General features: G+C 71.1%; 23 protein-coding genes and 1 pseudogene. 19 read left to right on the top strand and 5 right to left on the bottom strand.

The window, feature by feature from the left end:
- Both ACLB9X_RS22065 and thiD read left to right on the top strand, forming a co-directional pair.
- Positions 1–987 carry a thiamine-phosphate kinase gene (locus tag ACLB9X_RS22065; protein WP_410362101.1) on the top strand — a complete coding sequence of 329 codons (987 nt, stop codon included), beginning with the start codon at positions 1–3 and terminating at the stop codon, positions 985–987.
- A gap of 44 nt (positions 988–1,031) precedes the next feature.
- Positions 1,032–1,820 (top strand): bifunctional hydroxymethylpyrimidine kinase/phosphomethylpyrimidine kinase, encoded by a 789-nt coding sequence (gene thiD / locus ACLB9X_RS22060; RefSeq protein ID WP_410362100.1) that lies wholly within the window; start codon positions 1,032–1,034, stop codon positions 1,818–1,820.
- 83 nt (positions 1,821–1,903) lie between these two features.
- Here the strand turns inward: thiD and rpmB are convergent, their stop codons facing one another.
- On the bottom strand, positions 1,904–2,089 hold the full coding sequence (gene rpmB, locus ACLB9X_RS22055) for a 50S ribosomal protein L28 (RefSeq protein WP_003957616.1): 186 nt from the start codon (positions 2,087–2,089) through the stop codon (positions 1,904–1,906).
- A 265-nt stretch (positions 2,090–2,354) separates the two neighbouring features.
- Between rpmB and ACLB9X_RS22050 the strand changes: the two genes are divergently transcribed.
- The 9 genes from ACLB9X_RS22050 (at position 2,355) to mutM (ending at position 11,361) form a co-directional block, all read left to right on the top strand.
- Positions 2,355–3,938, top strand: a complete 1,584-nt coding sequence (locus ACLB9X_RS22050; protein ID WP_410362207.1) for a DAK2 domain-containing protein — start codon at positions 2,355–2,357, stop codon at positions 3,936–3,938.
- A gap of 67 nt (positions 3,939–4,005) precedes the next feature.
- Positions 4,006–6,192 carry an ATP-dependent DNA helicase RecG gene (gene recG / locus ACLB9X_RS22045; RefSeq protein WP_410362099.1) on the top strand — a complete coding sequence of 729 codons (2,187 nt, stop codon included), beginning with the start codon at positions 4,006–4,008 and terminating at the stop codon, positions 6,190–6,192.
- 70 nt (positions 6,193–6,262) lie between these two features.
- Positions 6,263–6,847, top strand: a complete 585-nt coding sequence (rsmD, locus tag ACLB9X_RS22040; RefSeq protein WP_410362098.1) for a 16S rRNA (guanine(966)-N(2))-methyltransferase RsmD — start codon at positions 6,263–6,265, stop codon at positions 6,845–6,847.
- 26 nt (positions 6,848–6,873) lie between these two features.
- Positions 6,874–7,353, top strand: coding sequence for a pantetheine-phosphate adenylyltransferase (gene coaD / locus ACLB9X_RS22035; RefSeq protein WP_218183855.1), 480 nt, complete (start codon positions 6,874–6,876; stop codon positions 7,351–7,353).
- A gap of 99 nt (positions 7,354–7,452) precedes the next feature.
- Positions 7,453–8,529 carry an ATP synthase F0 subunit B gene (locus ACLB9X_RS22030; protein WP_410362097.1) on the top strand — a complete coding sequence of 359 codons (1,077 nt, stop codon included), beginning with the start codon at positions 7,453–7,455 and terminating at the stop codon, positions 8,527–8,529.
- Positions 8,530–8,682: 153 nt separating this feature from the next.
- A complete protein-coding gene (locus tag ACLB9X_RS22025; protein ID WP_410362096.1) occupies positions 8,683–9,312 on the top strand; it encodes a YceD family protein in 630 nt (209 codons plus the stop codon).
- A 2-nt stretch (positions 9,313–9,314) separates the two neighbouring features.
- A complete protein-coding gene (gene rpmF, locus ACLB9X_RS22020; RefSeq protein ID WP_026165248.1) occupies positions 9,315–9,488 on the top strand; it encodes a 50S ribosomal protein L32 in 174 nt (57 codons plus the stop codon).
- Between the two features lie 19 nt (positions 9,489–9,507).
- Positions 9,508–10,359: a ribonuclease III gene (rnc, locus tag ACLB9X_RS22015; protein WP_410362095.1), complete on the top strand. Its 852-nt coding sequence runs from the start codon at positions 9,508–9,510 to the stop codon at positions 10,357–10,359.
- A 141-nt stretch (positions 10,360–10,500) separates the two neighbouring features.
- Positions 10,501–11,361, top strand: coding sequence for a bifunctional DNA-formamidopyrimidine glycosylase/DNA-(apurinic or apyrimidinic site) lyase (gene mutM, locus ACLB9X_RS22010; protein WP_410362094.1), 861 nt, complete (start codon positions 10,501–10,503; stop codon positions 11,359–11,361).
- On the opposite strand, the pseudogene ACLB9X_RS22005 reads toward mutM, so the two are convergent.
- Positions 11,316–11,770 (bottom strand): annotated as a pseudogene (locus tag ACLB9X_RS22005) (winged helix-turn-helix transcriptional regulator). The gene mutM and the pseudogene ACLB9X_RS22005 sit on opposite strands and share 46 nt — an antisense overlap.
- Before the next feature lie 346 nt (positions 11,771–12,116).
- Between ACLB9X_RS22005 and ACLB9X_RS22000 the strand changes: the two are divergent.
- Positions 12,117–12,380 carry a hypothetical protein gene (locus ACLB9X_RS22000; RefSeq protein WP_410362093.1) on the top strand — a complete coding sequence of 88 codons (264 nt, stop codon included), beginning with the start codon at positions 12,117–12,119 and terminating at the stop codon, positions 12,378–12,380.
- A 369-nt stretch (positions 12,381–12,749) separates the two neighbouring features.
- Here the strand turns inward: ACLB9X_RS22000 and ACLB9X_RS21995 are convergent, their stop codons facing one another.
- Positions 12,750–13,895, bottom strand: coding sequence for an XRE family transcriptional regulator (locus ACLB9X_RS21995; RefSeq protein WP_410362092.1), 1,146 nt, complete (start codon positions 13,893–13,895; stop codon positions 12,750–12,752).
- Positions 13,896–14,137: 242 nt separating this feature from the next.
- Positions 14,138–14,503, bottom strand: coding sequence for a GntR family transcriptional regulator (locus tag ACLB9X_RS21990; protein ID WP_410362091.1), 366 nt, complete (start codon positions 14,501–14,503; stop codon positions 14,138–14,140).
- A 424-nt stretch (positions 14,504–14,927) separates the two neighbouring features.
- Between ACLB9X_RS21990 and ACLB9X_RS21985 the strand changes: the two genes are divergently transcribed.
- Genes ACLB9X_RS21985 through ACLB9X_RS21970 form a run of 4 tightly spaced genes read left to right on the top strand, consistent with a single transcriptional unit; the run spans position 14,928 to position 18,497 of the window.
- On the top strand, positions 14,928–15,653 hold the full coding sequence (locus ACLB9X_RS21985) for a helix-turn-helix domain-containing protein (protein ID WP_410362090.1): 726 nt from the start codon (positions 14,928–14,930) through the stop codon (positions 15,651–15,653).
- Positions 15,650–17,068, top strand: a complete 1,419-nt coding sequence (repSA, locus tag ACLB9X_RS21980) for a replication initiator protein RepSA (protein ID WP_410362089.1) — start codon at positions 15,650–15,652, stop codon at positions 17,066–17,068. The genes ACLB9X_RS21985 and repSA overlap by 4 nt, the downstream gene beginning before the upstream one ends.
- Complete coding sequence (locus ACLB9X_RS21975) at positions 17,065–17,265, top strand: helix-turn-helix transcriptional regulator (protein WP_410362088.1); 201 nt, start codon at positions 17,065–17,067, stop codon at positions 17,263–17,265. The genes repSA and ACLB9X_RS21975 overlap by 4 nt, the downstream gene beginning before the upstream one ends.
- Positions 17,265–18,497 (top strand): tyrosine-type recombinase/integrase, encoded by a 1,233-nt coding sequence (locus ACLB9X_RS21970; protein ID WP_410362087.1) that lies wholly within the window; start codon positions 17,265–17,267, stop codon positions 18,495–18,497. The genes ACLB9X_RS21975 and ACLB9X_RS21970 overlap by 1 nt, the downstream gene beginning before the upstream one ends.
- A gap of 23 nt (positions 18,498–18,520) precedes the next feature.
- Here the strand turns inward: ACLB9X_RS21970 and ACLB9X_RS21965 are convergent, their stop codons facing one another.
- A complete protein-coding gene (locus ACLB9X_RS21965; protein WP_410362086.1) occupies positions 18,521–19,399 on the bottom strand; it encodes a CAP domain-containing protein in 879 nt (292 codons plus the stop codon).
- Positions 19,400–19,554: 155 nt separating this feature from the next.
- Between ACLB9X_RS21965 and ACLB9X_RS21960 the strand changes: the two genes are divergently transcribed.
- The 3 genes from ACLB9X_RS21960 (at position 19,555) to smc (ending at position 24,195) form a co-directional block, all read left to right on the top strand.
- Positions 19,555–19,836, top strand: a complete 282-nt coding sequence (locus ACLB9X_RS21960) for an acylphosphatase (RefSeq protein ID WP_177151414.1) — start codon at positions 19,555–19,557, stop codon at positions 19,834–19,836.
- Between the two features lie 406 nt (positions 19,837–20,242).
- Positions 20,243–20,461, top strand: a complete 219-nt coding sequence (locus ACLB9X_RS21955; protein ID WP_410362085.1) for a hypothetical protein — start codon at positions 20,243–20,245, stop codon at positions 20,459–20,461.
- Between the two features lie 164 nt (positions 20,462–20,625).
- On the top strand, positions 20,626–24,195 hold the full coding sequence (gene smc / locus ACLB9X_RS21950; RefSeq protein ID WP_410362084.1) for a chromosome segregation protein SMC: 3,570 nt from the start codon (positions 20,626–20,628) through the stop codon (positions 24,193–24,195).
- Positions 24,196–24,342: the final 147 nt, after the last annotated feature.

Raw genomic sequence — 24,342 nt, 5'->3', positions numbered from 1 at the left:
GTGAAGGGCACTGTGGGCGAGTTGGGGGAGTACGGGCTCATCAGGGAGCTCACCTCCCGGCTCACCTCCACCCCCGCGGTGCGGCTGGGACCCGGCGACGACGCCGCGGTCGTGGCCGCACCGGACCGGCGGGTCGTGGCGAGCACGGACCTGCTGCTGGAGGGCCGGCACTTCCGCCGTGACTGGTCGACGGCGTACGACGTCGGGCGCAAGGCCGCCGCCCAGAATCTGGCCGACATCGCGGCCATGGGCGCGGTCCCGACCGCGCTGCTCCTCGGCCTCGTGGTGCCCGCCGAGCTGCCCGTCACCTGGGCCACCGAGCTGATGGACGGCATCCGGGACGAGTGCCAGGTCGCCGGGGCAGCCGTCGTCGGGGGCGACGTCGTACGCGGCGACGTGATCACCCTCGCGATCACGGCACTCGGCGACCTGCGCAACCACGAGCCGGTGACCCGCGCGGGCGCCCAGCCCGGCGACGTCGTGGCCTACACGGGCTGGCTGGGCTGGTCCGCCGCCGGGCACGCGGTGCTCTCCCGCGGCTTCCGCTCGCCGCGCGCCTTCGTCGAGGCGCACCGCCGGCCCGAGCCGCCGTACCACGCGGGCCCCGCGGCCGCCGGGCTCGGCGCCACGGCCATGTGCGACGTCAGCGACGGACTCGTCGCCGACCTCGGGCACATCGCCGAGGCGAGCAAGGTCCGCATCGACCTGCGCTCTGGGCTGATCGACATCCCCTCGCAGATGAACGACATCGGCCAGGCCGTCGGCGTCGACCCGCTCCAGTGGGTGCTCACCGGGGGAGAGGACCACGCGATCGTCGCGACGTTCCCGCCGGACGCCAAGCTGCCCGCCCGCTGGAAGGTGATCGGCGAGGTGCTCAACCCGTCGGCGCTGCCCCAGGTGACGGTCGACGGGGCGCCGTGGACCAGCAAGGGCGGCTGGGACCACTTCGGGGGCATCGAGGACGGCAGGCAGCCGGACGCCCGGTAGGTCCGGGCGCTCGGCGGTTCCGGACGCCCAGTAGATTCGGGGACATGCCCCTACCCCCTCGCGTGCTCACCGTCGCCGGGTCCGACTCCGGCGGCGGTGCCGGTGTCCAGGCGGACCTCAAGACCATGCTGGCCCTCGGCGTGCACGGCATGAGCGTGCTGACCGCCGTCACCGCCCAGAACTCGACCGGCGTGCAGGGCGCGTGGGAGCTGCCCGTGGAGGCCGTACGGGCCCAGTACCGCAGCGTCGTCGACGACATCGGCGTGCAGGCCGTGAAGACCGGCATGCTCGCCTCCGCCGAACTCGTCGGGGCCGTCGCCGAACTGCTCGCCGCCACCGACGTACCCGTGGTCGTCGACCCGGTCGGCGTCTCCAAGCACGGGGACCCGCTGCTGGCGGACTCCGCGCTCGACTCCGTACGGGAGAAGCTGCTGCCCACGGCCACCGTCGCCACCCCGAACCTCGACGAGGTCGCCCAGCTGACGGGCATCGAGGTGCTCGACGAGTCGGACATGCGCCGGGCCGCCGACGCCCTGCTCGGATTCGGGCCGCGCTGGGCGCTCGTCAAGGGCGGTCATCTCGCGGGGGACGCCGTCGACCTGCTGACCGACGGAACCGAGGAGCACTGGCTGCGCGCCGAGCGTCACGACAACCGGCACACGCACGGCACGGGCTGCACGCTGGCGTCGGCGATCGCGTCGGGGCTGGCCAAGGGGTTGTCCGTGCCGGACGCGGTACGGGCGGCCAAGGACTACGTCACCGGCGCGATCGCGGCAGGCTTCGCCCTGGGCTCGGGCATCGGCCCGGTCGACCACGGCTGGCGGTTCCGGTAGCGGGAAAGGCGAAAAGCCGGTCCACCGAGGTGGACCGGCTTTCAAGGCAACCGCAGGGGCTGCGCTACGACGAAACGTCGCGGTTAGCGCGAGACCTTGCCGGCCTTGATGCACGAGGTGCAGACGTTGAGCCGCTTCGGCGTCCGACCGACCACGGCACGCACGCGCTGGATGTTCGGGTTCCAGCGACGGGACGTACGGCGGTGCGAGTGCGAAATGTTGTTGCCGAAGCCCGGCCCCTTGCCGCAGACGTCGCAGTTGGCAGCCACGGGTCACTCCAAAGACTTCAGATGCACTTACAGTGAAATCCGGCGTGCCGGAATCAGTGATCTGAAGTGGCTTGCCGGGGGAATGGCCCGATTCTCATCGGGCAACCGGAGCAGCATACAACGGCTGCGTCCGAGATACGAAACTACCATGGCTTCCTCCGTACCCTCCCCCGTGCCTGGTGGGGGCCGGGGTCTACGCTGCGAGGCACCCCGCCGCCCACGGCCCGCACGGCCGACCGAGGAGGACCACCAGGTGCCGCAGACGATGGACGCCGCAGCGGTACGCGCCTGGTGCTCGCTGGCGCTGGAGGCCCTCGGCCGGGAGCGCGAGGAGATCGACGCGATCAACGTCTACCCGGTCGCGGACGGGGACACCGGCACGAACCTCTACCTGACGGCGGAGTCGGCTGCGCAGGCCGTGGAGGCCGTCTTCGCCGCCCACGAGACCGGGCGGTCGGCGCCCTCGCTCGCCGACGTGATGCACGCGATGGCCCACGGTGCGCTGATAGGCGCCCGGGGCAACTCGGGCACGATCCTCGCCCAGCTGCTGCGGGGCATGGCCGAGCGCATTGGAACCGGGGACCAGCTGGCCGGAGCCCTGCGGCGGGCCGCCGAGATGGCGCGCGAAGCCGTCGCCCACCCCGTCGAGGGCACCATCCTCACCGTGGCCGCGGCCGCCGCCGACGCGGCGGAGAACACCCCGTCCGACGCGCTCCACGCGGCCTACGCCGGCGCGCGGGCCGCCCTCGACGAGACCCCGCGCCAGTTGGCGATCCTGGGCCGGGCCGGCGTCGTCGACGCGGGCGGGCGCGGGCTGCTCGCGGTACTCGGCGCCCTGGTGGAGGCCGTGTCCGGCGAGGCGCCGGCCGCGCCCGAGCTCTCGGCGGTGCGGCCGGCGCTCCAGGCCCGTGCCGTCGAACCGTGCGAAGGCGGCGGGCCCGCCTTCGAGGTGATCTACCTGCTGGAGGCGGACGACGAGGCCGTCGCGGGGCTGCGCACCCGGCTCGACGGGCTCGGCGACTCGCTCGTCGTCGTCGGCGGCGACGGCCTGTGGAACGTCCACGTCCATGTGGACGACGCGGGCGCCGCCGTCGAGGCGGGCGTCGAGGCGGGGCGGCCGTACCGGATCCGGATCACCCACTTCGGCGCCCAGGCCGCCGAGCCGGCCGCGGAACCACGCGAGCGGGTGCAGCGGGCGGTCGTCGCGGTCGTTCCCGGCGACGGCCTGGTCGACCTGTGCGACCAGGCGGGCGCCACCACCGTGCCCATGCGGCCGGGGGAGCCGCCGGCCAGCGGCGAACTGGTCGACGCGATCCGCCGGGCGCACGCCCGCGAGGTCGTCCTGCTCCCCAACGACGCGTCCCTGCGGCACACCGCCGCGGCCGCGGCGGAACAGGCCCGCGCGGAAGGCGTGCGCGTGGCGCTCATCCCGACCCGCTCGGCGGTCCAGGGCATCGCGGCGCTCGCCGTCCACGAGCCGGACCGCCGCTTCGACGAGGACGTGGTCGCCATGTCGGCGGCCGCGGGCGCGACCCGGTACGCCGAACTCGCCGTGGCGGAACGGCAGTCGTGGACGTCGGCCGGCGTGTGCCAGGCCGGTGACGTACTGGGCCTGATCGACGGCGACGTCGCCGTCATCGGCAAGGACCTCACCGACACGGCGCTCACGGTCCTGGACCGGATGCTCTCCTCCGGCGGCGAGCTGGTCACCCTCGTGCTCGGCGACGGCGTCTCCGCCGTCCTCGCCGCACAGCTGGAGGCCCACGTCCGCGAGGGCTACCTCGCCGTCGACACCCTCGTCTACGAGGGCGGCGGCCGCGGGACGCCGCTGCTCATCGGCGTGGAGTAGGCGCACGGGCGCCGCCGGGCGCGCGTTGTCCACAGGTGCGCGACGACTGTCGGTGGTGTGGTGTGCAATGGATGGCGTGCCCGCGCTCGACGAACCTCTCAAGAACGCGCTCGGAGCCGCCACCGCGAAGGTGATGGCCGAGCACCTCGACCTGCACACCCTCGGTGACCTGCTGCACCACTACCCCCGGCGGTACGCGGAGCGCGGCGAGCTGACGTCGCTGGCCGAGCTGCCGCTGGACGAGCACGTCACGGTGGTCGCCCGCGTCGCCGACGCGCGCGTCCTGACCTTCAACCAGGGCCGAGGACGGAGGCTGGAGGTGACCATCACCGACGGCAGCGGCCGGCTCCAGCTGGTCTTCTTCGGCAAGGGCGTGCACAAGCCGCACAAGGACCTGCTGCCGGGCACCCGCGCGATGTTCGCCGGCAAGGTCTCGATGTTCAACCGCAGGCTCCAGCTCGCCCACCCCGCCTACGAGCTGCTGCGCGGCGACGACGGCGAGGAGGCCGTGGACAGCTGGGCCGGGGCGCTCATCCCGATCTACCCGGCCACCACCAAGCTGGAGTCCTGGAAGATCGCCAAGGCGGTCGACGCCGTCCTGCCCAGCGCGCGGGAGGCCGTCGACCCGCTGCCGCCCGCCCTGCGCGAGGGCCGCGGGCTGACCGACCTGCCCGACGCCCTGCACCGGATCCACCGGCCGCGCACCAAAGCCGACATCGAAGCCGCGCGGCAGCGGCTGAAGTGGGACGAGGCGTTCGTCCTCCAGGTCGCCCTCGCCCGCCGCAGGTTCGCGGACACCCAGCTGCCCGCCGTCGCCCGCAGGCCGGTGCCCGACGGCCTGCTCGACGCCTTCGACGCCAAGCTGCCCTTCACCCTCACCGAGGGCCAGCGCTCGGTGAGCAAGGAGATCTTCGACGACCTGGCCACCGAGCACCCCATGCACCGCCTCCTCCAGGGCGAGGTGGGCAGCGGCAAGACGATGGTCGCGCTGCGGGCGATGCTCGCCGTCGTCGACGCGGGCGGACAGGCCGCGATGCTCGCGCCCACCGAGGTCCTGGCCCAGCAGCACCACCGCTCGATCACCGAGATGATGGGCGACCTCGCGGAGGGCGGCATGCTGGGGGGCTCGGACCAGGGCACCAAGGTCGTGCTGCTGACCGGTTCGATGGGCGCGCCGGCGCGCCGCCAGGCGCTGCTCGACCTGGTCACCGGCGAGGCGGGCATCGTCATCGGCACCCACGCCCTGATCGAGGACAAGGTGCAGTTCCACGACCTCGGCCTCGTCGTCGTCGACGAGCAGCACCGCTTCGGCGTGGAGCAGCGCGACGCCCTGCGTTCCAAGGGGAAGCAGCCGCCGCATCTGCTGGTCATGACCGCCACCCCCATCCCGCGTACGGTCGCGATGACGGTCTTCGGCGACCTGGAGACCTCCGTGCTCGACCAGTTGCCGGCCGGACGGTCGCCGATCGCCAGCCACGTGGTTCCGGCCGCCGACAAGCCGCACTTCCTGGCCCGCGCCTGGGAGCGGGTGCGCGAGGAGGTCGAGGGCGGCCACCAGGCGTACGTGGTCTGCCCCCGGATCGGCGACGCCGAGGACGAGAAGCCGAAGAAGAAGTCGGCCGAGGACGAGGCGGAGAAGCGGCCGCCGCTCGCGGTCCTGGAGGTCGCCGAACAGCTGACGCGCGGCCCCCTCGCCGGACTGCGCGTCGAGATCCTGCACGGGCGGATGGCGCCCGACGACAAGGACGACGTGATGCGCCGCTTCGCCGCGGGCGACGTGGACGTGCTGGTCGCCACCACGGTCATCGAGGTCGGAGTGAACGTGCCGAACGCCACGGCCATGGTGATCATGGACGCGGACCGCTTCGGCGTCTCCCAGCTCCACCAGCTCCGTGGCCGTGTCGGTCGCGGCTCCGCGCCCGGGCTGTGCCTGCTGGTCACCGAGATGCCCGAGGCGAGCCCCGCCCGCGTCCGGCTCGGCGCGGTCGCGGCCACGCTGGACGGCTTCGAGCTCTCCCGGATCGACCTGGAGCAGCGCCGCGAGGGCGATGTGCTCGGCCAGGCCCAGTCCGGCGTGCGCTCCTCGCTGCGGATGCTCGCCGTCATCGAGGACGAGGAGGTCATCGCCGCCGCCCGCGAGGAGGCCGCCGCCGTCGTGCAGGCCGACCCGGACCTGGAGCACCTGCCCGGGCTGCGGATCGCGCTGGACGCCCTGCTCGACAAGGAGCGGGAGCAGTACCTCGACAAGGGCTGAGAGACTCGGGAGCGGTATCTCGACAAGGGCTGAGAGACTTGGGAGGTCAGCCCGCACAGAGAGGCCCGAGATGACCCGCGTGATCGCCGGTGCGGCCGGCGGACGCCGCCTCGCCGTTCCGCCCGGCAACGGCACCCGCCCCACGTCCGACCGCGCCCGGGAGGGGCTGTTCTCCAGCTGGGAGTCCCAGCTCGGCAGCCTCGACGGCGTGCGCGTCGCGGATCTGTACGCGGGCTCGGGCGCCGTCGGCCTGGAGGCCCTGTCCCGCGGCGCGGCCCACGCCCTGCTGGTCGAGGCCGACGCCCGCGCCGCCCGCACCGTCCGGGAGAACGTCCGCGCGCTGGGCCTGCCCGGTGCCGAGGTCCGTATCGGCAAGGCCGAGCAGATCGTCACGGGCCCGCCTCCCGAGCACCCCTACGACGTGGTCTTCCTCGACCCTCCGTACGCCGTCACCGACGACGATCTTCGGGAGATTCTGCTCACACTCCGCCGCGGGGGCTGGCTCGCGGACGCTGCGCTCGCCACCGTGGAGCGCAGCACCAGAGGCGGAGAATTCAACTGGCCCAAGGGTTTCGAGCCGCTGCGGGCCCGTCGCTACGGCGAAGGAACGCTTTGGTACGGTCGCGCCGCCTCTACGTGCGAAGACGCACCATGACCGGACCGGAGAGCGAGGGACTTCAGTTGCGCCGCGCAGTCTGTCCGGGGTCGTTCGACCCCATCACCAATGGACACCTCGACATCATCGCCCGCGCCTCCAAGCTGTACGACGTCGTACACGTGGCGGTGATGATCAACCAGTCCAAGAAGGGGCTGTTCACGGTGGAGGAGCGGATCGAGCTGATCCGCCAGGTCACCACCGAGTACGGCAACGTCGTGGTGGAGTCCCACCACGGTCTCCTCGTGGACTTCTGCAAGGAGCGCGACATCCCCGCGATCGTCAAGGGGCTGCGTGCCGTCAGCGACTTCGACTACGAGCTGCAGATGGCCCAGATGAACAACGGGCTCTCGGGCGTCGAGACCCTGTTCGTCCCGACCAACCCCACCTACAGCTTCCTCTCCTCCAGCCTCGTGAAGGAGGTCGCGGCCTGGGGCGGCGACGTCTCCCACCTGCTGCCGCCGGTGGTCCACGAGGCCCTCGTCCGGCGGCTCGCCGAGAAGTGAGCCGCTGACAGTCCGTCACCCGGTGTCGAGAGGGCGCCGACTGCCCGTACAGTCGACCCGTCCGTTTCCAATCCGGCTGTAGAGAGTGGCAAACACACGGTGGACGTGCAGAAGAAGCTCGACGAGATCGTCGAGGCGGTCGGGAGCGCCCGGTCCATGCCCATGTCGGCCTCCTGCGTGGTCAACCGCGCCGAGCTGCTCGCCATGCTCGAAGAGGTCCGCCAGGCGCTGCCCGGCTCCCTCGCCCAGGCCCAGGAGCTCATCGGCGGCCGGGAACAGCTCGTGCAGCAGGCCCGCCAGGAAGCCGAGCGGATCATCGAGTCCGCCCACGCCGAGCGCGGATCGCTCATCTCCGACACCCAGGTCGCCCGCGAGTCCCAGGAGCGGGCGGACCGGATCCTGGCCGAGGCGCGCCGGGAGGCGGAGGAGATCCGCGCGGAGGCCGACGACTACGTCGACTCCAAGCTCGCCAACTTCGAGGTCGTCCTCACCAAGACCATCGGCTCGGTCGACCGCGGGCGCGAGAAGCTGCTCGGCCGTGGTCCCGGCCTCGACGAACAGGGCTTCGCCGACGAGGACGCCCCCGAGCACAGCAGCGACCCGCAGACGCTGATCCGCCGCGCGGACGAGTACGTCGACGCCAAGCTGGGTGCCTTCGAGGCCGTGCTCTCCAAGACCCTCGACGCGGTCGGCCGCGGCCGGCAGAAGCTGCACGGCCGGATCGCCACCGACGATCTGGGCGCCCACATGGCCGCCCAGGACGCCGCGGGCGGCCACCAGCACACGAGCGACGCCGACTACCTGGCGGGCCTCGCCGAGCTGGCCGACCCCGCCCCGGAGCCCGAGCGGCAGGAGACGTACGCGGCGTACCAGCCGCAGCCGGCGCCGCAGATCCCGGCCCAGCAGGACGTGTACGGCTACCAGCCGCAGGAGGCGTACGCCGCCGACGGCATGTCCCACGCCGGGGGCTACGGGGCCCAGGTCACCGACCCGTACGCCGCGTACCAGCAGCAGGGCTACGACCCGCAGCAGTACGCGCAGCAGGACCCCTACGCCTATCAGCAGCCTCAGCCCCAGTCGCAGGCCCAGCAGGGCGCGGCGCTCGACGAGACCAGCCTCTTCGACACGAGCATGATCGACATGGAGCAGCTGCGCCGCTACGAGGAAGGCCGCTAGGCCCGGAAGGCCGCCGAGCAGCCCGGATTGGGTCTACGGCGGCCGGTCCAGTATCCTGGCTCTTCGGTCGCGCGTAGTTCCGCGATCTCGGCTGCCCGCTTCGCCCCGCGAATCGGGACGGCCCCTCCCCACGATCCGAAAGCAGGAAGAGCCGTGAGCACGCGCCTCGACCACCGCAACCCTCTCGTGTTCGACACGCACGAGCTGGGCCGGCGGCCCGGTGCGCTCCAGCGGCTGTCCCGCACGGTGGACGCGCCCAAGGACCTGGGCATCGAAGGCGTCATCGGAGTGCCCGAGGGCAAGCCGGTGGAGCTGGAGCTGCGGCTCGAGTCCGTCATGGAAGGGGTGCTCGTCACAGGCACCGCCCGTGCGAGCGCCGAGGGGGAGTGCGTAAGGTGTCTGGAGCCGCTGCGCCAAGAGGTCGCCGCGGACTTCCAGGAGATGTTCACGTATCCCGACGCCGACGACCGGGGCCGCCCCGCGGAGCCCGTCGACGACGAGGACGAGGACATTCTCTATCTCGAGGACGGCATGTTCGACCTCGAGCCCGTGCTGCGTGATGCGGTGGTGCTCGCACTGCCGATGCAGCCGGTGTGCCGGGAGGACTGTGCCGGCCTGTGTCCCCAGTGCGGGATCAGGCTGGACGACGACCCGGACCACCACCACGACGCCGTCGACATCCGTTGGGCGGCACTGCAGGGACTCACCGATTCACTCGGAACCGGTGAGAAGGACAACATGGGCGGCGCCGAAGCGGGCGTCGACGAGAAGCAGGAGAAGTAGCCGTGGCTGTTCCGAAGCGGAAGATGTCGCGCAGCAACACGCGCCACCGCCGGTCGCAGTGGAAGGCTGCGGTCCCCACCCTGGTTTCGTGTGAGCGTTGCCAGGAGCCGAAGCAGCAGCACATCGCGTGCCCGAGCTGCGGCACCTACAACAAGCGCCAGGTCCTCGAGGTCTGAGCGGCTGGTGAGAGGCCCGATGTCTGAGGTGTCCCCTGCCAAGAAGCAGGCAGACGCAACGAACACAGTCAACGCAGCCTCGTCCCACACGCTTCTGGAAGGGCGGCTCGGGTATCGCCTCGAGTCCGCCCTTCTGGTGCGCGCGCTGACCCACCGTTCGTACGCGTACGAGAACGGCGGTCTGCCCACCAACGAGCGTCTGGAGTTCCTCGGGGACTCGGTGCTCGGCCTGGTGGTCACCGACACGCTGTACCGCACCCACCCCGACCTGCCCGAAGGCCAGCTGGCCAAACTGCGGGCCGCGGTGGTCAACTCGCGTGCGCTGGCGGAGGTCGGCCGCGGCCTCGAACTGGGCTCCTTCATCCGGCTGGGCCGGGGCGAAGAGGGCACGGGCGGCCGGGACAAGGCCTCCATCCTCGCCGACACCCTCGAAGCGGTGATCGGCGCCGTCTATCTCGACCAGGGTCTCGAAGCGGCGTCCGAGCTGGTGCACCGGCTCTTCGACCCGCTGATCGAGAAGTCCTCGAACCTCGGTGCGGGCCTGGACTGGAAGACCAGTCTCCAGGAGCTCACCGCGGCCGAGGGACTCGGTGTGCCGGAGTACCTCGTCACCGAGACCGGACCCGACCACGAGAAGACCTTCACTGCTGCCGCCCGCGTCGGTGGTGTCTCGTACGGCACCGGCACCGGCCGCAGCAAGAAGGAAGCGGAGCAGCAGGCGGCGGAGTCCGCGTGGCGGGAGATCCGCGCCGCCGCGGACGAGCGCGCCAAGGCGGCGGCCCAGGCCGCGGCCGATCCGGACGCGGGCAGTGGCGAAGAGGCCGCCGACACCCCTGCCGCCCCGGCGCCGACGGACCGGGCCTCGGCCTGAGCCGGTCCTTCCCCGCGCAGACGCTTCCCCAGCAGTTCCTGTGAGGCCCCTCGCCCCAGCGGCGAGGGGCCTCACGGCTGCATGCCCCGCGTCGCGCGGTACGCTGCGGGCATCGTCCCGCCCTCCCGCGGAAGGAAACCCGTGCCCGAGCTGCCCGAGGTCGAAGTCGTACGCCGTGGACTGGCCACCTGGGTCGGCGGACGCACGATCGCCGAGGTACAGGTGCTGCACCCGCGCGCCGTTCGCCGGCACGTCGCGGGCGGCGAGGACTTCGCGGCCCGGCTGAAGGGGCAGGCCGTCGGGGATGCCTGCCGGCGCGGCAAGTACCTCTGGCTGCCGCTCACCGACACGGGCATCTCGATCCTCGGTCACCTCGGCATGAGCGGCCAGCTGTTGGTGCAGCCGCACGACGCCCCGGACGAGAAGCACCTGCGCGTCCGGCTCCGCTTCGACGACGCGCTCGGCACCGAGCTCCGCTTCGTCGACCAGCGCACCTTCGGCGGTCTGTCGCTGCACGACAACACCCCCGACGGACTGCCCGACGTCATCGCGCACATCGCCCGTGACCCGCTCGACCCGCTCTTCGACGACGCCGCCTTCCTCACCGCGCTCCGCGCCCGCCGCACCACGGTCAAACGCGCACTGCTCGACCAGTCCCTGATCAGCGGCGTCGGCAACATCTACGCGGACGAGGCGCTGTGGCGCTCGCGGCTGCACTACGACCGCCCGACGGCGACGCTCACCCGGCCGCGCTCGGCGGAACTGCTCGGCCACGTACGCGAGGTCATGACGGCCGCCCTCGCGGTCGGCGGCACGACCTTCGACCGCCTGTATGTGAACGTGAACGGCGAATCGGGGTACTTCGACCGCTCCCTGGACGCGTACGGGCGCGAGGGGGAGCCCTGCAACCGCTGCGGCACGCCCATGCGGCGCCGCCCCTGGATGAACCGGTCCAGCTACTTCTGCCCCCGCTGCCAGCGGGTCCCGCGCACCACGGCCTGACGCCGCCGTCCCCTAGCGGGCCGCCGTCGGGCGCCGGTCTCCGTCTGGCCGGCGTCGTACCGCAGCCGCGCCTGCAGCACCTCGGGCATCCGGCCCTCGACCAGGCGGATCAGACCGAGCAACTGCGCGGTGACGGCCCGGCCGAGCGGGGTGAGCTCGTAGTCCACGCGCGGCGGATTCGTCGGCTGCGCCTCGCGGTGCACGAGCCCGTCGCGCTCCAGCGCGTGCAGCGTCTGGGACAGCATCTCTCGCTCACGCCGTCGACCCGGCGGCGCAGCTCGTTGAACCGCAGCCGCTCCCCGTACAGGGCGCCCATCGTCAGGCTGCCCCAGCGACCCGTCACATGCTCCAGCGCGCCGCGCGAGGGGCACTGCCGGGAGAACACGTCGAATCCGCGGTCGTCGCCCATGGCCGCCACCCTACGCCGCCACAACGCTGTGCCCGAAACAGCCCATTGGACACGTCAGCGCCCCACGACACGTGTGGCAACGGGTCGGGCCCCCGGCGCCGAGGTACCAGGGGCCCGACCCTTGTCGCCTGTCGTGAGCGGCCGTCAGAAGCCGAAGAAGTGACGGGTCGGGTCTCTGACCTGCGGCCATGTAATCGATCAACGCTGCGGCCTGCGGCTTGGCTGTCGTCGGTTGTCAGCGTTGGTCGTCGTTTAGCACCCTTCGACGGCCCCACGGCGGCCCCGAGGGAGGGCTCTCCGGGAACGACGGGATGCGCGGGAACACTGGGCTGGCTGTACTGGAGCTATGGCAGATGATGACGACTTCCCCGAGCCGTACTCAGGGTGGCTATCTCGATTGGAGGGCTGGGGGCCCTCGTCGGAGGAGCGGCGGGATGCGCTGAAGATGAAGATTGAGGCCCAATTGGTCTTGGATCGGCTAGCAGCGGCGCGGGACGACCGAGCGGCTGCAAAGCTCGCTTCCGACAGCTTGAACAGGGCGACGTGGGTGCTGGCAGCGGCAACGATCGTCTTGGTGGTTGTAACCGTCGTAGACATCTTTGTGGACTGACGCTACGTCCAGTTGCGTTGCATCTCAGGTCGGCGTAGCGGCTTTGGGCGGGAGCTGCCATGGGGCGAGAGATCGGGGCCCGTACGCTGGTCAGCGAAATCGGGCAGTCTGTGGACCTGCCCGTTAAGGCCCGATGTGGGCCCCGATCTTCGAGGCTCGCCCCATGGTGGCTGCCTAAAGCCGTGGAGCCGACCGCCCCAGCCACAGCGGACCTCCTCCACCGTCAACCCTTCGCCGTTTCGGCGTGCGGCCGGCGGGCGGGTGGCCGTGGGGCGAAGACAGGAGCGGCGGCCCGGCCGACGGGCCGCGCGCTGCCGCGCCGTGCGCGGCAGAAGCGCCTTGATCGAGGTAGAGAAACCTGTAACAGGCCTAGCTTGCGCGACTCAGCGCGGTCAGGTGATCCAGGTACTCCCGGCCCGTCGCTTCCTTGGAGAAGTCTCGGTTGACGATGGCTGCAAGCTCGCGGCTGACCATGAGCAGGGACGGCAGTGACTGCCGGTCGCCTCGCAGGGCCCACTCGCCGTAGTTCACGGCCTGGTCCAAGTCGCCCTGTCGTGCCGCGACTACTCCGAGCGTGATCCGCGCCTCGGCCATGCGCATCGGTGAGCGCTCGGAACCGTCGAAGTCTGTGCCCGCCCGGATCACCTCGTGGGCAAGGTTCTCGGCGAACCGATCTTCTCCGAGCAGCCGGTAGCAGTCCATCGCGTAAAAGTCGAACTTCGCCGGGTCCACCACAAAGTGGTGATCCAGGTTCTCGGGGTACGGCATCCCTTCGAGGAGCTTTCGCCCTCGGTCCAACGCCACTTCGGTCTGTCGCCGGTCACCCAGCCGCGCCCACCCCTTCGCCTCCTGGGCGGCAAGCTGGACGGCAACGCCATGCGAGGGAGCCGACTCCGTCCCGGCCTGGGACGCCGCGAGGATTCCGCGGTAGTCACCGGTCGTCAGTGCGAACCAGGCGCGCATCTCGTGGGCCCAACCGGAGATCTCCGCGTTGCCGGACTCACGAGCTAAAGACAGGGCCGCCTTCCGGGTGCTCTCGGCTGCGGCCCGGTCGCCCATGTCGTACTCGACGCATCCGATCAGGAGTGCGAGCCAGCCGGACAGGGTGAGCACTTCGCGGTGCTGCGCGAGCGTGAGCCGCTGGGACTGGAGCGCTGCGACACGCTTGAGCCACTGCCTGCCCTCGGCGGCGAGCTGCCCGCTCGGCAGATACGGGTACTCGGAGCACAGCCGGTCGGTGGTGATCCGGAGGGCATCAAGCGTGGCGTTGTCGACGTCGGACGCCTGCAACCTGCTGATGATGTCCAGCGTCTCCATGCCGCTGACGGCGGCGATCTCCGCGTTCCCGTCTCGCTGCCCGGTTACCGGGAAGATCGCATGGGTGACGGTGCCGAAGGTGGCCGCGATGATCGGTTGGTAGAAGTCGCTCGGCATCACTTCGCCGGACTCCCACCGCTTCCACTGGCGGACCATGCTGGAGCCCTCGGGCAGTGGCTTCGGAGCGTGCGCGCGCAAGGCGGCAACCACTTCGGCTTGGGACCACTGTCGGGCTTCTCGCTCTGAGGCGATACGTCGCGCCCATGCCGGCCGTTCGTCGCTCATGTGCTGCCCTCCCGTCGGGGTGCTTGGCTTCGAGTCTGGCACTCGGGGAGCTGGTGACACGGGGGGTGACAGGGGGTTGGCCCCAAGGCTGTCCCCCAGTGACACCATGCCTGTCCCTAGTTACCCGGTCGCGCCGCCCGCATGGTGGATCACTGTCAGGCACTGCTCGGGGACTGGGCGCGCTTCTCCAACTCGGCTACTCGGGCGGCAAGTTGCTGAATCTCGGAGTGGATAGCGTTGATCTCGTCTCGGTTAACAGGCCCGCTGGCATCCCGCCCGGCCTCATTCGTGCCCGTCGGGGACTGTACGAAGTACCCCCGCGTCGGCACCGAGACGATCACGCCTTCATCGGCAAGCACCTTGAGCGCGCTTCCCACGGTCACGGTGGTGACCTTGAACCGCTCCGCCAACTCCCGCAGTGAAGCGAGCCGGTACCCCGCTGGGAGCGCTGCGATCTCACCGCGCAAGGCGTCGGCGATCTGGACCTTCTTCGGCCTGGGGTCGTGGGCTTCAACCGTCATGCGGCGAGCGTACCGACTAGCACGACATAACACAGCCTATGCCGCGCTATCCCTTGTGCTCTACTCTGCTCTATAGCAAGCTAGGTCATGCGGCTTCCAGGCCGTAAAACCCGGAGGGCGACGCATCTACCGCCAAGCAGTCCGCCGCCCTCCTTCGTCCCACGAAGGGAGCCTCCATCATGCCCGCGACGCTCTACGTCACGCACCTTGCGCCGTTAACCGCTCCGCTCTCCCGCACCGAGGACGCTCAGGTTGTCCCATCGCCGTGTCAGGCGTGCTCTGCCTCTGGTGGTGCTGACTGGGGGAAGCGCGATGGTGTCGGCGTCCTGGTCCACCGCTCCGGCGAGCGTTGCCCGGTGGCCGTGCCCTTCGACTGGGCGACCGGCAAGCCGCTGCCCGCCCTCGCTGTCGGGGCGGTGGCGGCATGATCACTGCGACGATCACCGTGAACGAGCGGCTGCGTGCGGCGTTGGTGGCCGCGAATGTGACGATCGAGGGCCTGGCCTCCCGGCTCGGTGTCGACCCGAAATCGGTGGAGCGCTGGATCACCCTCGGCCGCACTCCGCACGCGAGGAACGCGCACGCCGCCGCCAAGCTCCTCCACACGGACCCGTATCTCCTGTGGCCTGCCCTGGGTGATCGTCACCGGTCGGTGCCGACGCCTCGGGATGAGCTGGTGACCTGCTACCCGACCCGCAGCGTGGTCCCGCTCGATCTGTGGCGCTCGGTCCTCCTCAACGCTGTGGGCAGCATCGACCTGGCGGTCGCGCACCCGCTGTTCCTGGTCGACGCCGTGTGGGACCTGGCCGCGCTGGTCGCCGACAAGGCCGCCGCCGGTGTCCGGGTCCGAATCGTCGGCCCCGTCGGCACTTCTCCCGTGACGCTGGCGGACGTCTTCCCCTCGCTCCTGGCGGTGCCTGGTGTCCGGCTGGGCGAGCACTCGGGGCTGCACGCGGATGTGGTGCGGGCGGATGACGATCTCCTCGTGACCACGCCCGTTGACGGCTTGGTCCCGGTGCTCTCACCGGTCATGCATCTGCGTCGCCTCGGTCCGGCCCCGCTCACCTCGGGCTATCTGACCGCGCTCGATCACCTCTTCGCCACCGCCGCCCCGGTCCACGCTCCTCGGCTTCGGGCGGTGGCCGCATGACGCACTTCCCCATTCCCTCGGCCGCCGTTGCTGACGTGGCGACGGCCGTAGGCCAGGACCCGATCACCGTGGCCGACCTGCTGCGCGTCGCCAACACCCCCGGCTTCGACCGCTGGCGCGAACAGATCCGGCGCACGGGCGGCTGCTCGGACCCGATCCACCTCCAGGGCTGGACGATCACCAAAGACCGCAAGACCGCCGAGACGCTGTACTCCTACTCGACCGCCGCCGAACCCGGTGGACGGCTGCGGGTGGCCTGCGGCAACCGCCGCGCCTCGCGCTGCCCCTCCTGCGCCTGGACCTACGCGGGGGACACCTACCACCTGATCCGCGCCGGGATCACCGGCGACGAACGCAAGGACGTCCCCGCCACCGTCCGGGACCACCCCCGCGTCTTCGCCACCCTCACTGCCCCGTCGTTCGGCCCGGTCCACAACCGGCCCTCTTCGGGTCGCTGCCGCTGCGGCCTCGTCCACCAGGACGACGACCCCGCCCTGGGTACGGCCCTGAACCCGGACCGCTACGACTACGCCACGGCCGTGCTCTGGAACAACCACGCCGGGCAACTCTGGCAGCGGTTTACCATCTACCTGCGCCGGGAGATCGCCGCCCGCGCCGGGCTCTCCCAGCGTGCCCTGCCCGACGCGTGCCGGGTCTCGTTCGGCAAGGTCGCCGAGTTCCAAAAGCGCGGCGCCGTGCACTTCCACGCCGTGGTGCGGCTCGACGGTCCGGACGGGCCCGACTCGCCGCCCCCGGCCTGGGCCACCGTGCCCCTGGTCGATGACGCGATCCGGGCGGCTGCCGCTCGGGTCCTGGTCGTCGTCCCGCCCGCCGGCACTGCTCCGGAACGGGAACTGCGCTGGGGAACACAGGTCGACGTGCAGGCCATCGGGGCTCTCGGCCGTGAGGACCTGACCGAGCAGGCCGTGGCCGCCTACGTGGCCAAGTACGCCACCAAGGCCGCCGAGACGACGGGCACGGTGGACCGCCGGATTGTCGAACTGGGGGAGCTGGACCGTCTCGGCCTGCCCGCCCACACTCGGCGGCTCATCGAAGCCTGCTGGGAACTGGACGCCGACTACCCGGACCGGCTGCTGGCGCGCTGGTCGCACATGCTCGGCTTCCGCGGCCACTTCTCCACCAAGTCCCGCCGCTACTCCACCACCCTCGGCGCACTCCGCCAAGTGAGGGCCGACTACCGCGCCCGCCAGGAACGCCAAGCCCGCGGGCTCCCCGAAGACCTGGACGACACGGAGGGCTCCACACTCGTGCTCGCCCACTGGACCTACGCCGGGCACGGCCACACCCCCGGCGAATCCTGGCTCGCCCAATCAATCGCCAACGACATCCGGCAGAACCGCCAGCTCGGCCGCGAGGAACTGGCCTCCCTGGACGACTCGGAGGGGTGGGCATGAGGCGACCGCTTCCCGACCGCTACCTGACCCCGGTCGACCTGGCCGACCTCCTCGGCGTGCCGGTCGAGACCGTTTACCAGTGGCGCCGCAAAGACACCGGGCCCCGTGGCTTCCGTGTCGGCCGGCACCTCCGCTTCGACCCTGAGGACGTGCGCGTCTGGGTCGCCTCGCTCATGGACAAGGGAGAAGCCGCCTGATGGCCGGACACATCCAAGACCGCTGGTACAGGAGCGCGCCCGGCCCGAACGGCAAGCCGGTCAAGGTCAAGACTGAACGCCACGGCGTCGGCCTCCGCTACCGCGCCCGCTACGTCGGACCGGACGGCACAGAGAAGTCCAAGAGCTTCCCGGACAAGCAGAAGCGCAGGGCCGAGACGTGGTTGGCCAACATCGAGGCCGACATGTCGCGCGGCGACTACATCGCCCCTGAGGCAGGCAAGGTCACCTTCGAGCAGTACGCCACCAAGTGGATGAAGACGCAGATGACCGACCCTGCCACCCGCGAGACGGTCGAGATGCGGTTACGCCTGCACGCCCTCCCGCACATCGGCCCGCGTCCGATCGGCTCGTTCAACCCGACGCACCTCCGCCTCTGGATGCGCACCCTCGAGGACCTGGGCCTGTCGGCCTCCTACCGGCGCGGGATCTTTGCGCACGTCTCGACGGTCTTCACGGCCGCCGTGGAAGACCGCGTCATCCGGGCGAACCCGTGCAGCGCGCGGTCCGTCAAGGCTCCTCGCCTCGACCCACGCAAGGTCAAGCCGTGGTCGGTCGACCGGGTCAAGGCTGTGAGGGCTGCTCTGCCTGAGCGGTACCAAGCCCTGGTGGACCCTGCGGCCGGTTGCGGACTCCGCCAAGGCGAAGTGTTCGGCCTGGCTGTCGAGGATGTCGACTTCCTCGGCGGGGTCGTGCACGTGGTCCGCCAAGTGAAGCTGCTGCACAACCGTCCCGTGTTCGCTCCACCCAAGGGCGGCAAGGAGCGGGATGTTCCCCTGCCCGAGTCCATCGCCTTCGCTTTGGCCGGCCACCTGACCCTGTTCCCTGCGGCCGAGGTGACGTTGCCCTGGAAGACGTTGGACGGTCCGCCCGTCACGGCGTCTCTCATCTTCCGGAGTCCTGAGGGCCTCTCCCTGAACCGCAACCGGTTCAACGATCGCCAGTGGCGTCCTGCTTTACGAGCTGCTGGCGTGGCCACCGGGCGGGACAACGGAATGCACGCGCTGCGGCATTTCTACGCGTCCGTGCTCCTGGACGCGGGGGAGAGCATCAAGGCTCTGAGTGAGTACCTCGGTCACCATGACCCCGGCTTCACGCTGCGGACCTACACGCACCTGATGCCGTCGAGCGAGACCCGTACGCGGGCCGCCGTAGATACAGTCTGGGCCGCCTCGGTTGCCGATAACGGCCCCGAGACGGCCCAGGGAAGCTGACAGGTCGCTGACCTGCGGAAATCTCAATAGCCGAAGTTCTGCGTCCACCACGGGCCGCCGTCGCCCATGTACACGCCGACGCCGACGGTGGTGAAGTCGCAGTTCAGGATGTTGGCGCGGTGACCCTCGCTCTCCATCCACGCGTTCATCACCGCACCGGCGTCGGCCTGACCGCGCGCGATGTTCTCGGCGCCGAGGTTCGAGACACCGGCCGCGGCGGCGCGGTCCCACGGGTTCCGGCCGTCGGGGTTCGTGTGGTCGAAGAACCCGCGGGCCGCCATGTCCTTGGAGTGGGCGCGGGCCAGGTCCGCCAGGTCGGTGCTCGCCTTGAGGGGGGAGCAGCCGACGAGCGCGCGCTCCTCGTTGACCAGGTTGAGCACGGCGGCCTCGGCCGCCGACGCGTTCGAGGTGGGCGCGGTGGTCGAAGCGGACGGACGCGGCTTGGGCCGGTCCGCCTCGCGGGACTTCTCGGGCACCGGCGCCGACGTGGTCTTCTTCGGCTCGGGGTGCCGGGTCTTCTTCTCCGCGGGCTTGTCTGCGGGCTTGTCTGCGGGCTTCTTGGTGGGCGTCGCGGACGGCTTGGCCTTCTCGGCCTTCTTGGCCGGCTTGGTGGGCGACGGCTTCGCGGTGGGCTTCGACGACTCGGCGGTGCGGCTCGGCGACGAGGCGGACGGCGTCGGTGTCGGCGAGGTGCTCGCCTCCCCCTGCGTCTGGAGCAGGGCGGGTCCCCCGGTGCGTATCTCCACCGGGGACTCCTTGCTGGAGGAGCCGATCGTGTACGTGTCACCGACCGGCAGGAGTCCGGTGGTGACGGCCACGGCGCCTACCGCCATGGCAGCGGAGGCGCCGAGCAGCCCGGTGCGTACGGGCAGCCCCGCGCGCTTCTTCCGATGGCGACCCATCTGGTGTGCCTTCCCTGGTTCCCGACGCCGTCCCTCTGGGCGTCGAACGTCAACGAGTACACCCGAACGGGTGACGCTCATTGCGTCCGGACTGTACGCCATGGCACGCCGGGGGCGATGTGATCTGTGTGCATTCGGACGGTTACCGTGCACCCATGAACGACGATGCGCGCCTCACCGCGTGGGTACGCGGCCGGGTACAGGGAGTGGGCTTCCGCTGGTTCACCAGGGCGAACGCACTCGAGATCGGAGACCTCAAGGGCTTCGCCCTGAACCTGGAGGACGGCAGGGTGCAGGTGGTCGCCGAGGGCCCACGTGAGAATTGCCACCGTCTGCTGGACTGGCTGCGCTCCGGCGACACTCCCGGCCGGGTCGACGGCGTCACTGAGATCTGGGACACGCCGCGTGGCATCTACGCCGACTTCGCCGTCCGCTGAGCGTGCTCCGTCCGGGTGCTCGCCACGGCCTCCCCGCCTGGGGCCGGCATGTGCCGCGGGCATCGGTCCGCGAAGGAAACCGCCTGGTGGTTGCCAAGAAGAGGCTTGCCGTGCCAGGCTGCGGAGAGAAGGATGATCGCCACGCCCCCAGGGCCCCGCAGGTCAGGCACGCCGCTCGCCGGAGCGGCCGTATGCCCCCCGGGATGCCCGCCGATACGGGGTGTGATCGTGTTGACCGTCAAACTTTTTGGTGAGACCCTGGAAGCCCCGCGCACCTTAGCTGTTTGGCAGTAAAGAACCACAGCAGGACACCAGCAGTACGAGAAAAACTGTCAGCACCGCGGGTGCGAATCCCTCACGACCCACACCGCATCGGTCGGTCACTCAGTGTGGAGGACCATCCATCATGGCAAAGGCGCTTCTCGGTTACGTCGGCGGTTCCGATCCGCGACTCCTCGCCGAGATGCGACGGCTACAGCAGCGCGTCCAGGACCTCGAGTCCGAGCTCGTACGGATTCAGTCCGAGAACGACGCGCTCACGGCTGCCGCCGCTCAGCACCCGGGCGAGCCGCTTCTCAACGGCATCGACCTCGACGTACACCAGGGGGAGCCTGCGCTCACCTGAGCACGGACTCCGTCGCGCACCAAGATATGCAAGGGACGCCCAGGCGTCCCTTCTTTCTTTCCCCCGTCTCTCCCTGTCCCCGCCCTGTACATGCTTGCTTTACCGTCTGATGTGCCCTGCGCCTTCAGAGGCGAAACCGCGAGCGAAAGGTAGAGTCCGGCGGCGTGCACCTCAAGGCCATGACCCTCCGCGGGTTCAAATCCTTCGCGTCCGCCACGACGCTGCGCTTCGAGCCGGGGATCACCTGCGTCGTCGGCCCGAACGGCTCCGGAAAGTCCAACGTCGTGGACGCGCTGTCCTGGGTCATGGGGGAGCAGGGGGCCAAGTCGCTGCGCGGCGGCAAGATGGAGGACGTCATCTTCGCCGGGACGACCGGCCGGCCGCCCCTCGGCCGCGCCGAGGTCTCCCTCACCATCGACAACTCCGACGGCGCCCTGCCCATCGAGTACGCCGAGGTCACCATCACGCGGATCATGTTCCGCAACGGCGGCAGCGAGTACCAGATCAACGGGGACACCTGCCGGCTGCTCGACATCCAGGAGCTGCTGTCCGACTCCGGCATCGGCCGCGAGATGCACGTCATCGTCGGCCAGGGCCAGCTCGACTCGGTCCTGCACGCCGACCCCATGGGCCGCCGCGCCTTCATCGAGGAGGCGGCGGGCGTCCTCAAGCACCGCAAGCGCAAGGAGAAGGCGCTGCGGAAGCTCGATGCCATGCAGGCCAACCTCGCACGGGTGCAGGACCTCACCGACGAACTGCGCCGCCAGCTCAAGCCCCTCGGCCGTCAGGCCGCCGTCGCCCGCCGCGCCGCCGTCATCCAGGCCGACCTGCGCGACGCCCGCCTGCGGCTGCTCGCCGACGACCTCGTCACCCTTCGCGAGGCGCTGCGCGCGGAGATCGCCGACGAGGCCGCCCTCAAGCAGCGCAAGGAAGCGGCCGAGGCGCGGCTGAAGGCGGCTCTCACCCGCGAGGCGGAGCTGGAGGACGAGGTACGACGCCTCGCGCCACGTCTGCAGAACGCCCAGCAGACCTGGTACGAACTCTCCCAGCTCGCCGAACGGGTGCGTGGCACGATCTCGCTCGCCGACGCCCGGGTCAAGAGCGCCACCGCCCAGCCGCCGGAGGAGCGGCGCGGCCGCGACCCGGAGGACATGGAGCGCGAGGCGACCCGCATCCGCGAGCAGGAGGCGGAGCTGGAGGCAGCGCTGGAGGCGGCCGAGCGGGCGCTGGAGGACACGGTCGCGCACCGAGCCGAGCTGGAGCGGCAGCTCACGCTCGAGGAGCGCCGGCTCAAGGACGTCGCCCGCGCGATCGCCGACCGGCGTGAAGGGCTCGCCCGGCTGAGCGGTCAGGTCAACGCGGCGCGTTCCCGTGCGGCGTCCGCCCAGGCCGAGATCGAGCGGCTCGCCGCCGCCCGCGACGAGGCCCAGGAGCGGGCCGCCGCCGCGCAGGAGGAGTACGAGCAGCTCAAGGCCGAGGTCGAGGGGCTGGACGCGGACGACACGGCCCTGGCCGACCGGCACGAGACCGCCAAACGTGAACTGGCCGACGCAGAGAGCGCGCTGAGCGCGGCCCGCGAGGCCCTGACCGGTGCTGAGCGCCGCCGCGCCGCGGTCGCGGCCCGGCGCGAGGCGCTCGCCCTCGGGCTGCGCCGCAAGGACGGCACCGGCATCCTGCTCGCCGCGCGGGACCGGCTCGGTGGCCTCCTGGGCCCGGCCGCCGAGCTGCTCACGGTGACGCCCGGCTACGAGATCCCGGTGGCCGCGGCCCTGGGGCACGCCGCCGACGCGGTCGCCGTAGCCGACCCGGCCACGGCCGCGGAGGCGATGCGGCTGCTGCGCAAGGAGGACGGCGGGCGCGCGACCCTGCTCCTGGCGGACGCTGCGGCAGCCGCCGAGGCCCCGGACGCCCCCGCGGGTGACGGCCCCTCCGGACACCCGTACGCCGCCGGGCTGGTGCGCGGGCCCGAGGAACTGATGGGCGCCGTACGGCGGCTGCTGCACGACGTCGTGGTCGTCGGCACCCTGGCGGACGCCGAGGACGTCGTGTACGCGCACCCCGGGCTGACTGCCGCCACCGGCGAAGGCGACGTGCTCGGCGCGCACCTCGCGCAGGGCGGGTCCGCCGGGGCGCCGAGTCTCCTCGAAGTACAGGCATCCGTCGACGAGGCCGCCGCCGAGCTCGAACAGCTCGACGCCCGGTGCGAGGAGCTGACCGCCGTCCAGCGGGAGGCCGCGGCCCGACGCGGCACCTGCGCCGCACTCGTCGAGGAGCTGGGGGAACGCAGGCGCGCCGCCGAGCGGGAGAAGTCGGCCGTCTCCGGGCAGCTGGGACGCCTTGCCGGACAGGCCCGCGGTGCCGCGGGCGAGGCCGAGCGGGCCGGCGCGGCCGCCGCCCGGGCGCAGGAGGCGCTGGAGCGGGCGGCCGAGGAGGCCGAGGAGCTGGCCGAGCGGCTGCTCGTCGCGGAGGAGAGCCCGGTCGAGGAGGAGCCCGACACCCATGTGCGCGACCGGCTCGCCGCCGACGGGGCCAACGCCCGCCAGACCGAGATGGAGGCGCGGCTCCAGGTCCGTACGCACGAGGAGCGGGTCAAGGGCCTTGCCGGCCGGGCCGACGCCCTCGACCGGGGGGCGCGCGCCGAGCGCGAGACACGGGCGCGCGCCGAGCAGCGGCGCGCCCGGATGCGCCACGAGGCCGAGGTCGCCGCGGCCGTGGCGAGCGGTGCCCGCCAGGTGCTGGCGCATGTCGAGGTGTCCCTCGTACGGGCCCAGGCGGAGCGGGAGGCCGCGGAGGCGGCCAAGGCGGAGCGCGAGCAGCAGCTGGCGGCCGCCCGTAACGAGGGACGCGACCTCAAGAGCGAGCTGGACAAGCTGACCGACTCGGTGCACCGGGGCGAGGTGCTGGGTGCCGAGAAGCGGCTGCGCATGGAGCAGCTGGAGACCAGGGCCCTGGAGGAGCTCGGTGTGGAACCGGCCGGGCTCGTCGCCGACTACGGCCCCGACCAGCTCGTGCCGCCCTCCCCGCCGGCCGAGGGCGAACAGCTGCCCGAGGACCCGGAGCATCCGCTGGGCCAGCCGCGGCCGTTCGTCCGGGCCGAGCAGGAGAAGCGGCTGAAGGCTGCCGAAAGGGCGTACCAGCAGCTCGGAAAGGTGAATCCGCTGGCGCTCGAGGAGTTCTCGGCGTTGGAGGAGCGGCACAAATTCCTCTCCGAGCAGCTCGAAGACCTGAAGAAGACCCGCGCCGACCTGCTCCAGGTCGTCAAGGAGGTCGACGAGCGCGTCGAGCAGGTCTTCAGCGAGGCGTACCGGGACACCGCCCGTGAGTTCGAAGGGGTCTTCTCCCGGCTCTTCCCCGGCGGTGAGGGACGGCTCGTGCTGACCGATCCCGACAACATGCTCACCACCGGTGTCGATGTCGAGGCCAGGCCGCCCGGCAAGAAGGTCAAGCGGCTGTCGCTGCTGTCAGGCGGCGAACGGTCGCTGACGGCCGTGGCGATGCTGGTGTCGATCTTCAAGGCGAGACCGAGCCCGTTCTACGTCATGGACGAGGTCGAGGCCGCGCTCGACGACACGAACCTGCAGCGGCTGATCCGCATCATGCAGGAGCTCCAGGAGAGCTCCCAGCTGATCGTGATCACGCACCAGAAGCGGACCATGGAGGTCGCGGACGCGCTCTACGGCGTGTCCATGCAGGGGGACGGTGTCTCCAAGGTCATCAGCCAGCGCCTCCGCTGAGCGGCCGCTGCCGCGGTGGCCGCCGTGCCGGGGGAGGATGCGCTCCGGGCACCTTCGCTGAATCTTCAATACTTGAAGTCAATGTTTCGGTCGACGTCTTCTTACGGATTTTCAGCGACCCCTTGACTTCGAAACTTGAAGGCATAG

Source organism: Streptomyces sp. 5K101, assembly GCF_046506645.1.
In the GTDB taxonomy this organism is placed as follows: Bacteria; Actinomycetota; Actinomycetes; order Streptomycetales; family Streptomycetaceae; genus Streptomyces.
Note: the sequence above shows the minus strand (reverse complement) of the source record. Positions and strands in the feature narration are given on the sequence as shown.

What these genes read in the sequence shown, in the direction of transcription:
- thiD (WP_410362100.1), top strand. Translation starts at nt 1,032, where the DNA reads ATGCCCCTACCCCCTCGCGTGCTCACCGTCGCCGGGTCCGACTCCGGC.
- ACLB9X_RS22050 (WP_410362207.1), top strand. Translation starts at nt 2,355, where the DNA reads ATGGACGCCGCAGCGGTACGCGCCTGGTGCTCGCTGGCGCTGGAGGCC.
- recG (WP_410362099.1), top strand. Translation starts at nt 4,006, where the DNA reads ATGGATGGCGTGCCCGCGCTCGACGAACCTCTCAAGAACGCGCTCGGA.
- rsmD (WP_410362098.1), top strand. Translation starts at nt 6,263, where the DNA reads ATGACCCGCGTGATCGCCGGTGCGGCCGGCGGACGCCGCCTCGCCGTT.
- rnc (WP_410362095.1), top strand. Translation starts at nt 9,508, where the DNA reads ATGTCTGAGGTGTCCCCTGCCAAGAAGCAGGCAGACGCAACGAACACA.
- ACLB9X_RS22000 (WP_410362093.1), top strand. Translation starts at nt 12,117, where the DNA reads ATGGCAGATGATGACGACTTCCCCGAGCCGTACTCAGGGTGGCTATCT.
- ACLB9X_RS21990 (WP_410362091.1), bottom strand. Translation starts at nt 14,503, where the DNA reads ATGACGGTTGAAGCCCACGACCCCAGGCCGAAGAAGGTCCAGATCGCC.
- ACLB9X_RS21985 (WP_410362090.1), top strand. Translation starts at nt 14,928, where the DNA reads ATGATCACTGCGACGATCACCGTGAACGAGCGGCTGCGTGCGGCGTTG.
- repSA (WP_410362089.1), top strand. Translation starts at nt 15,650, where the DNA reads ATGACGCACTTCCCCATTCCCTCGGCCGCCGTTGCTGACGTGGCGACG.
- ACLB9X_RS21975 (WP_410362088.1), top strand. Translation starts at nt 17,065, where the DNA reads ATGAGGCGACCGCTTCCCGACCGCTACCTGACCCCGGTCGACCTGGCC.
- ACLB9X_RS21970 (WP_410362087.1), top strand. Translation starts at nt 17,265, where the DNA reads ATGGCCGGACACATCCAAGACCGCTGGTACAGGAGCGCGCCCGGCCCG.
- ACLB9X_RS21965 (WP_410362086.1), bottom strand. Translation starts at nt 19,399, where the DNA reads ATGGGTCGCCATCGGAAGAAGCGCGCGGGGCTGCCCGTACGCACCGGG.
- ACLB9X_RS21960 (WP_177151414.1), top strand. Translation starts at nt 19,555, where the DNA reads ATGAACGACGATGCGCGCCTCACCGCGTGGGTACGCGGCCGGGTACAG.
- ACLB9X_RS21955 (WP_410362085.1), top strand. Translation starts at nt 20,243, where the DNA reads ATGGCAAAGGCGCTTCTCGGTTACGTCGGCGGTTCCGATCCGCGACTC.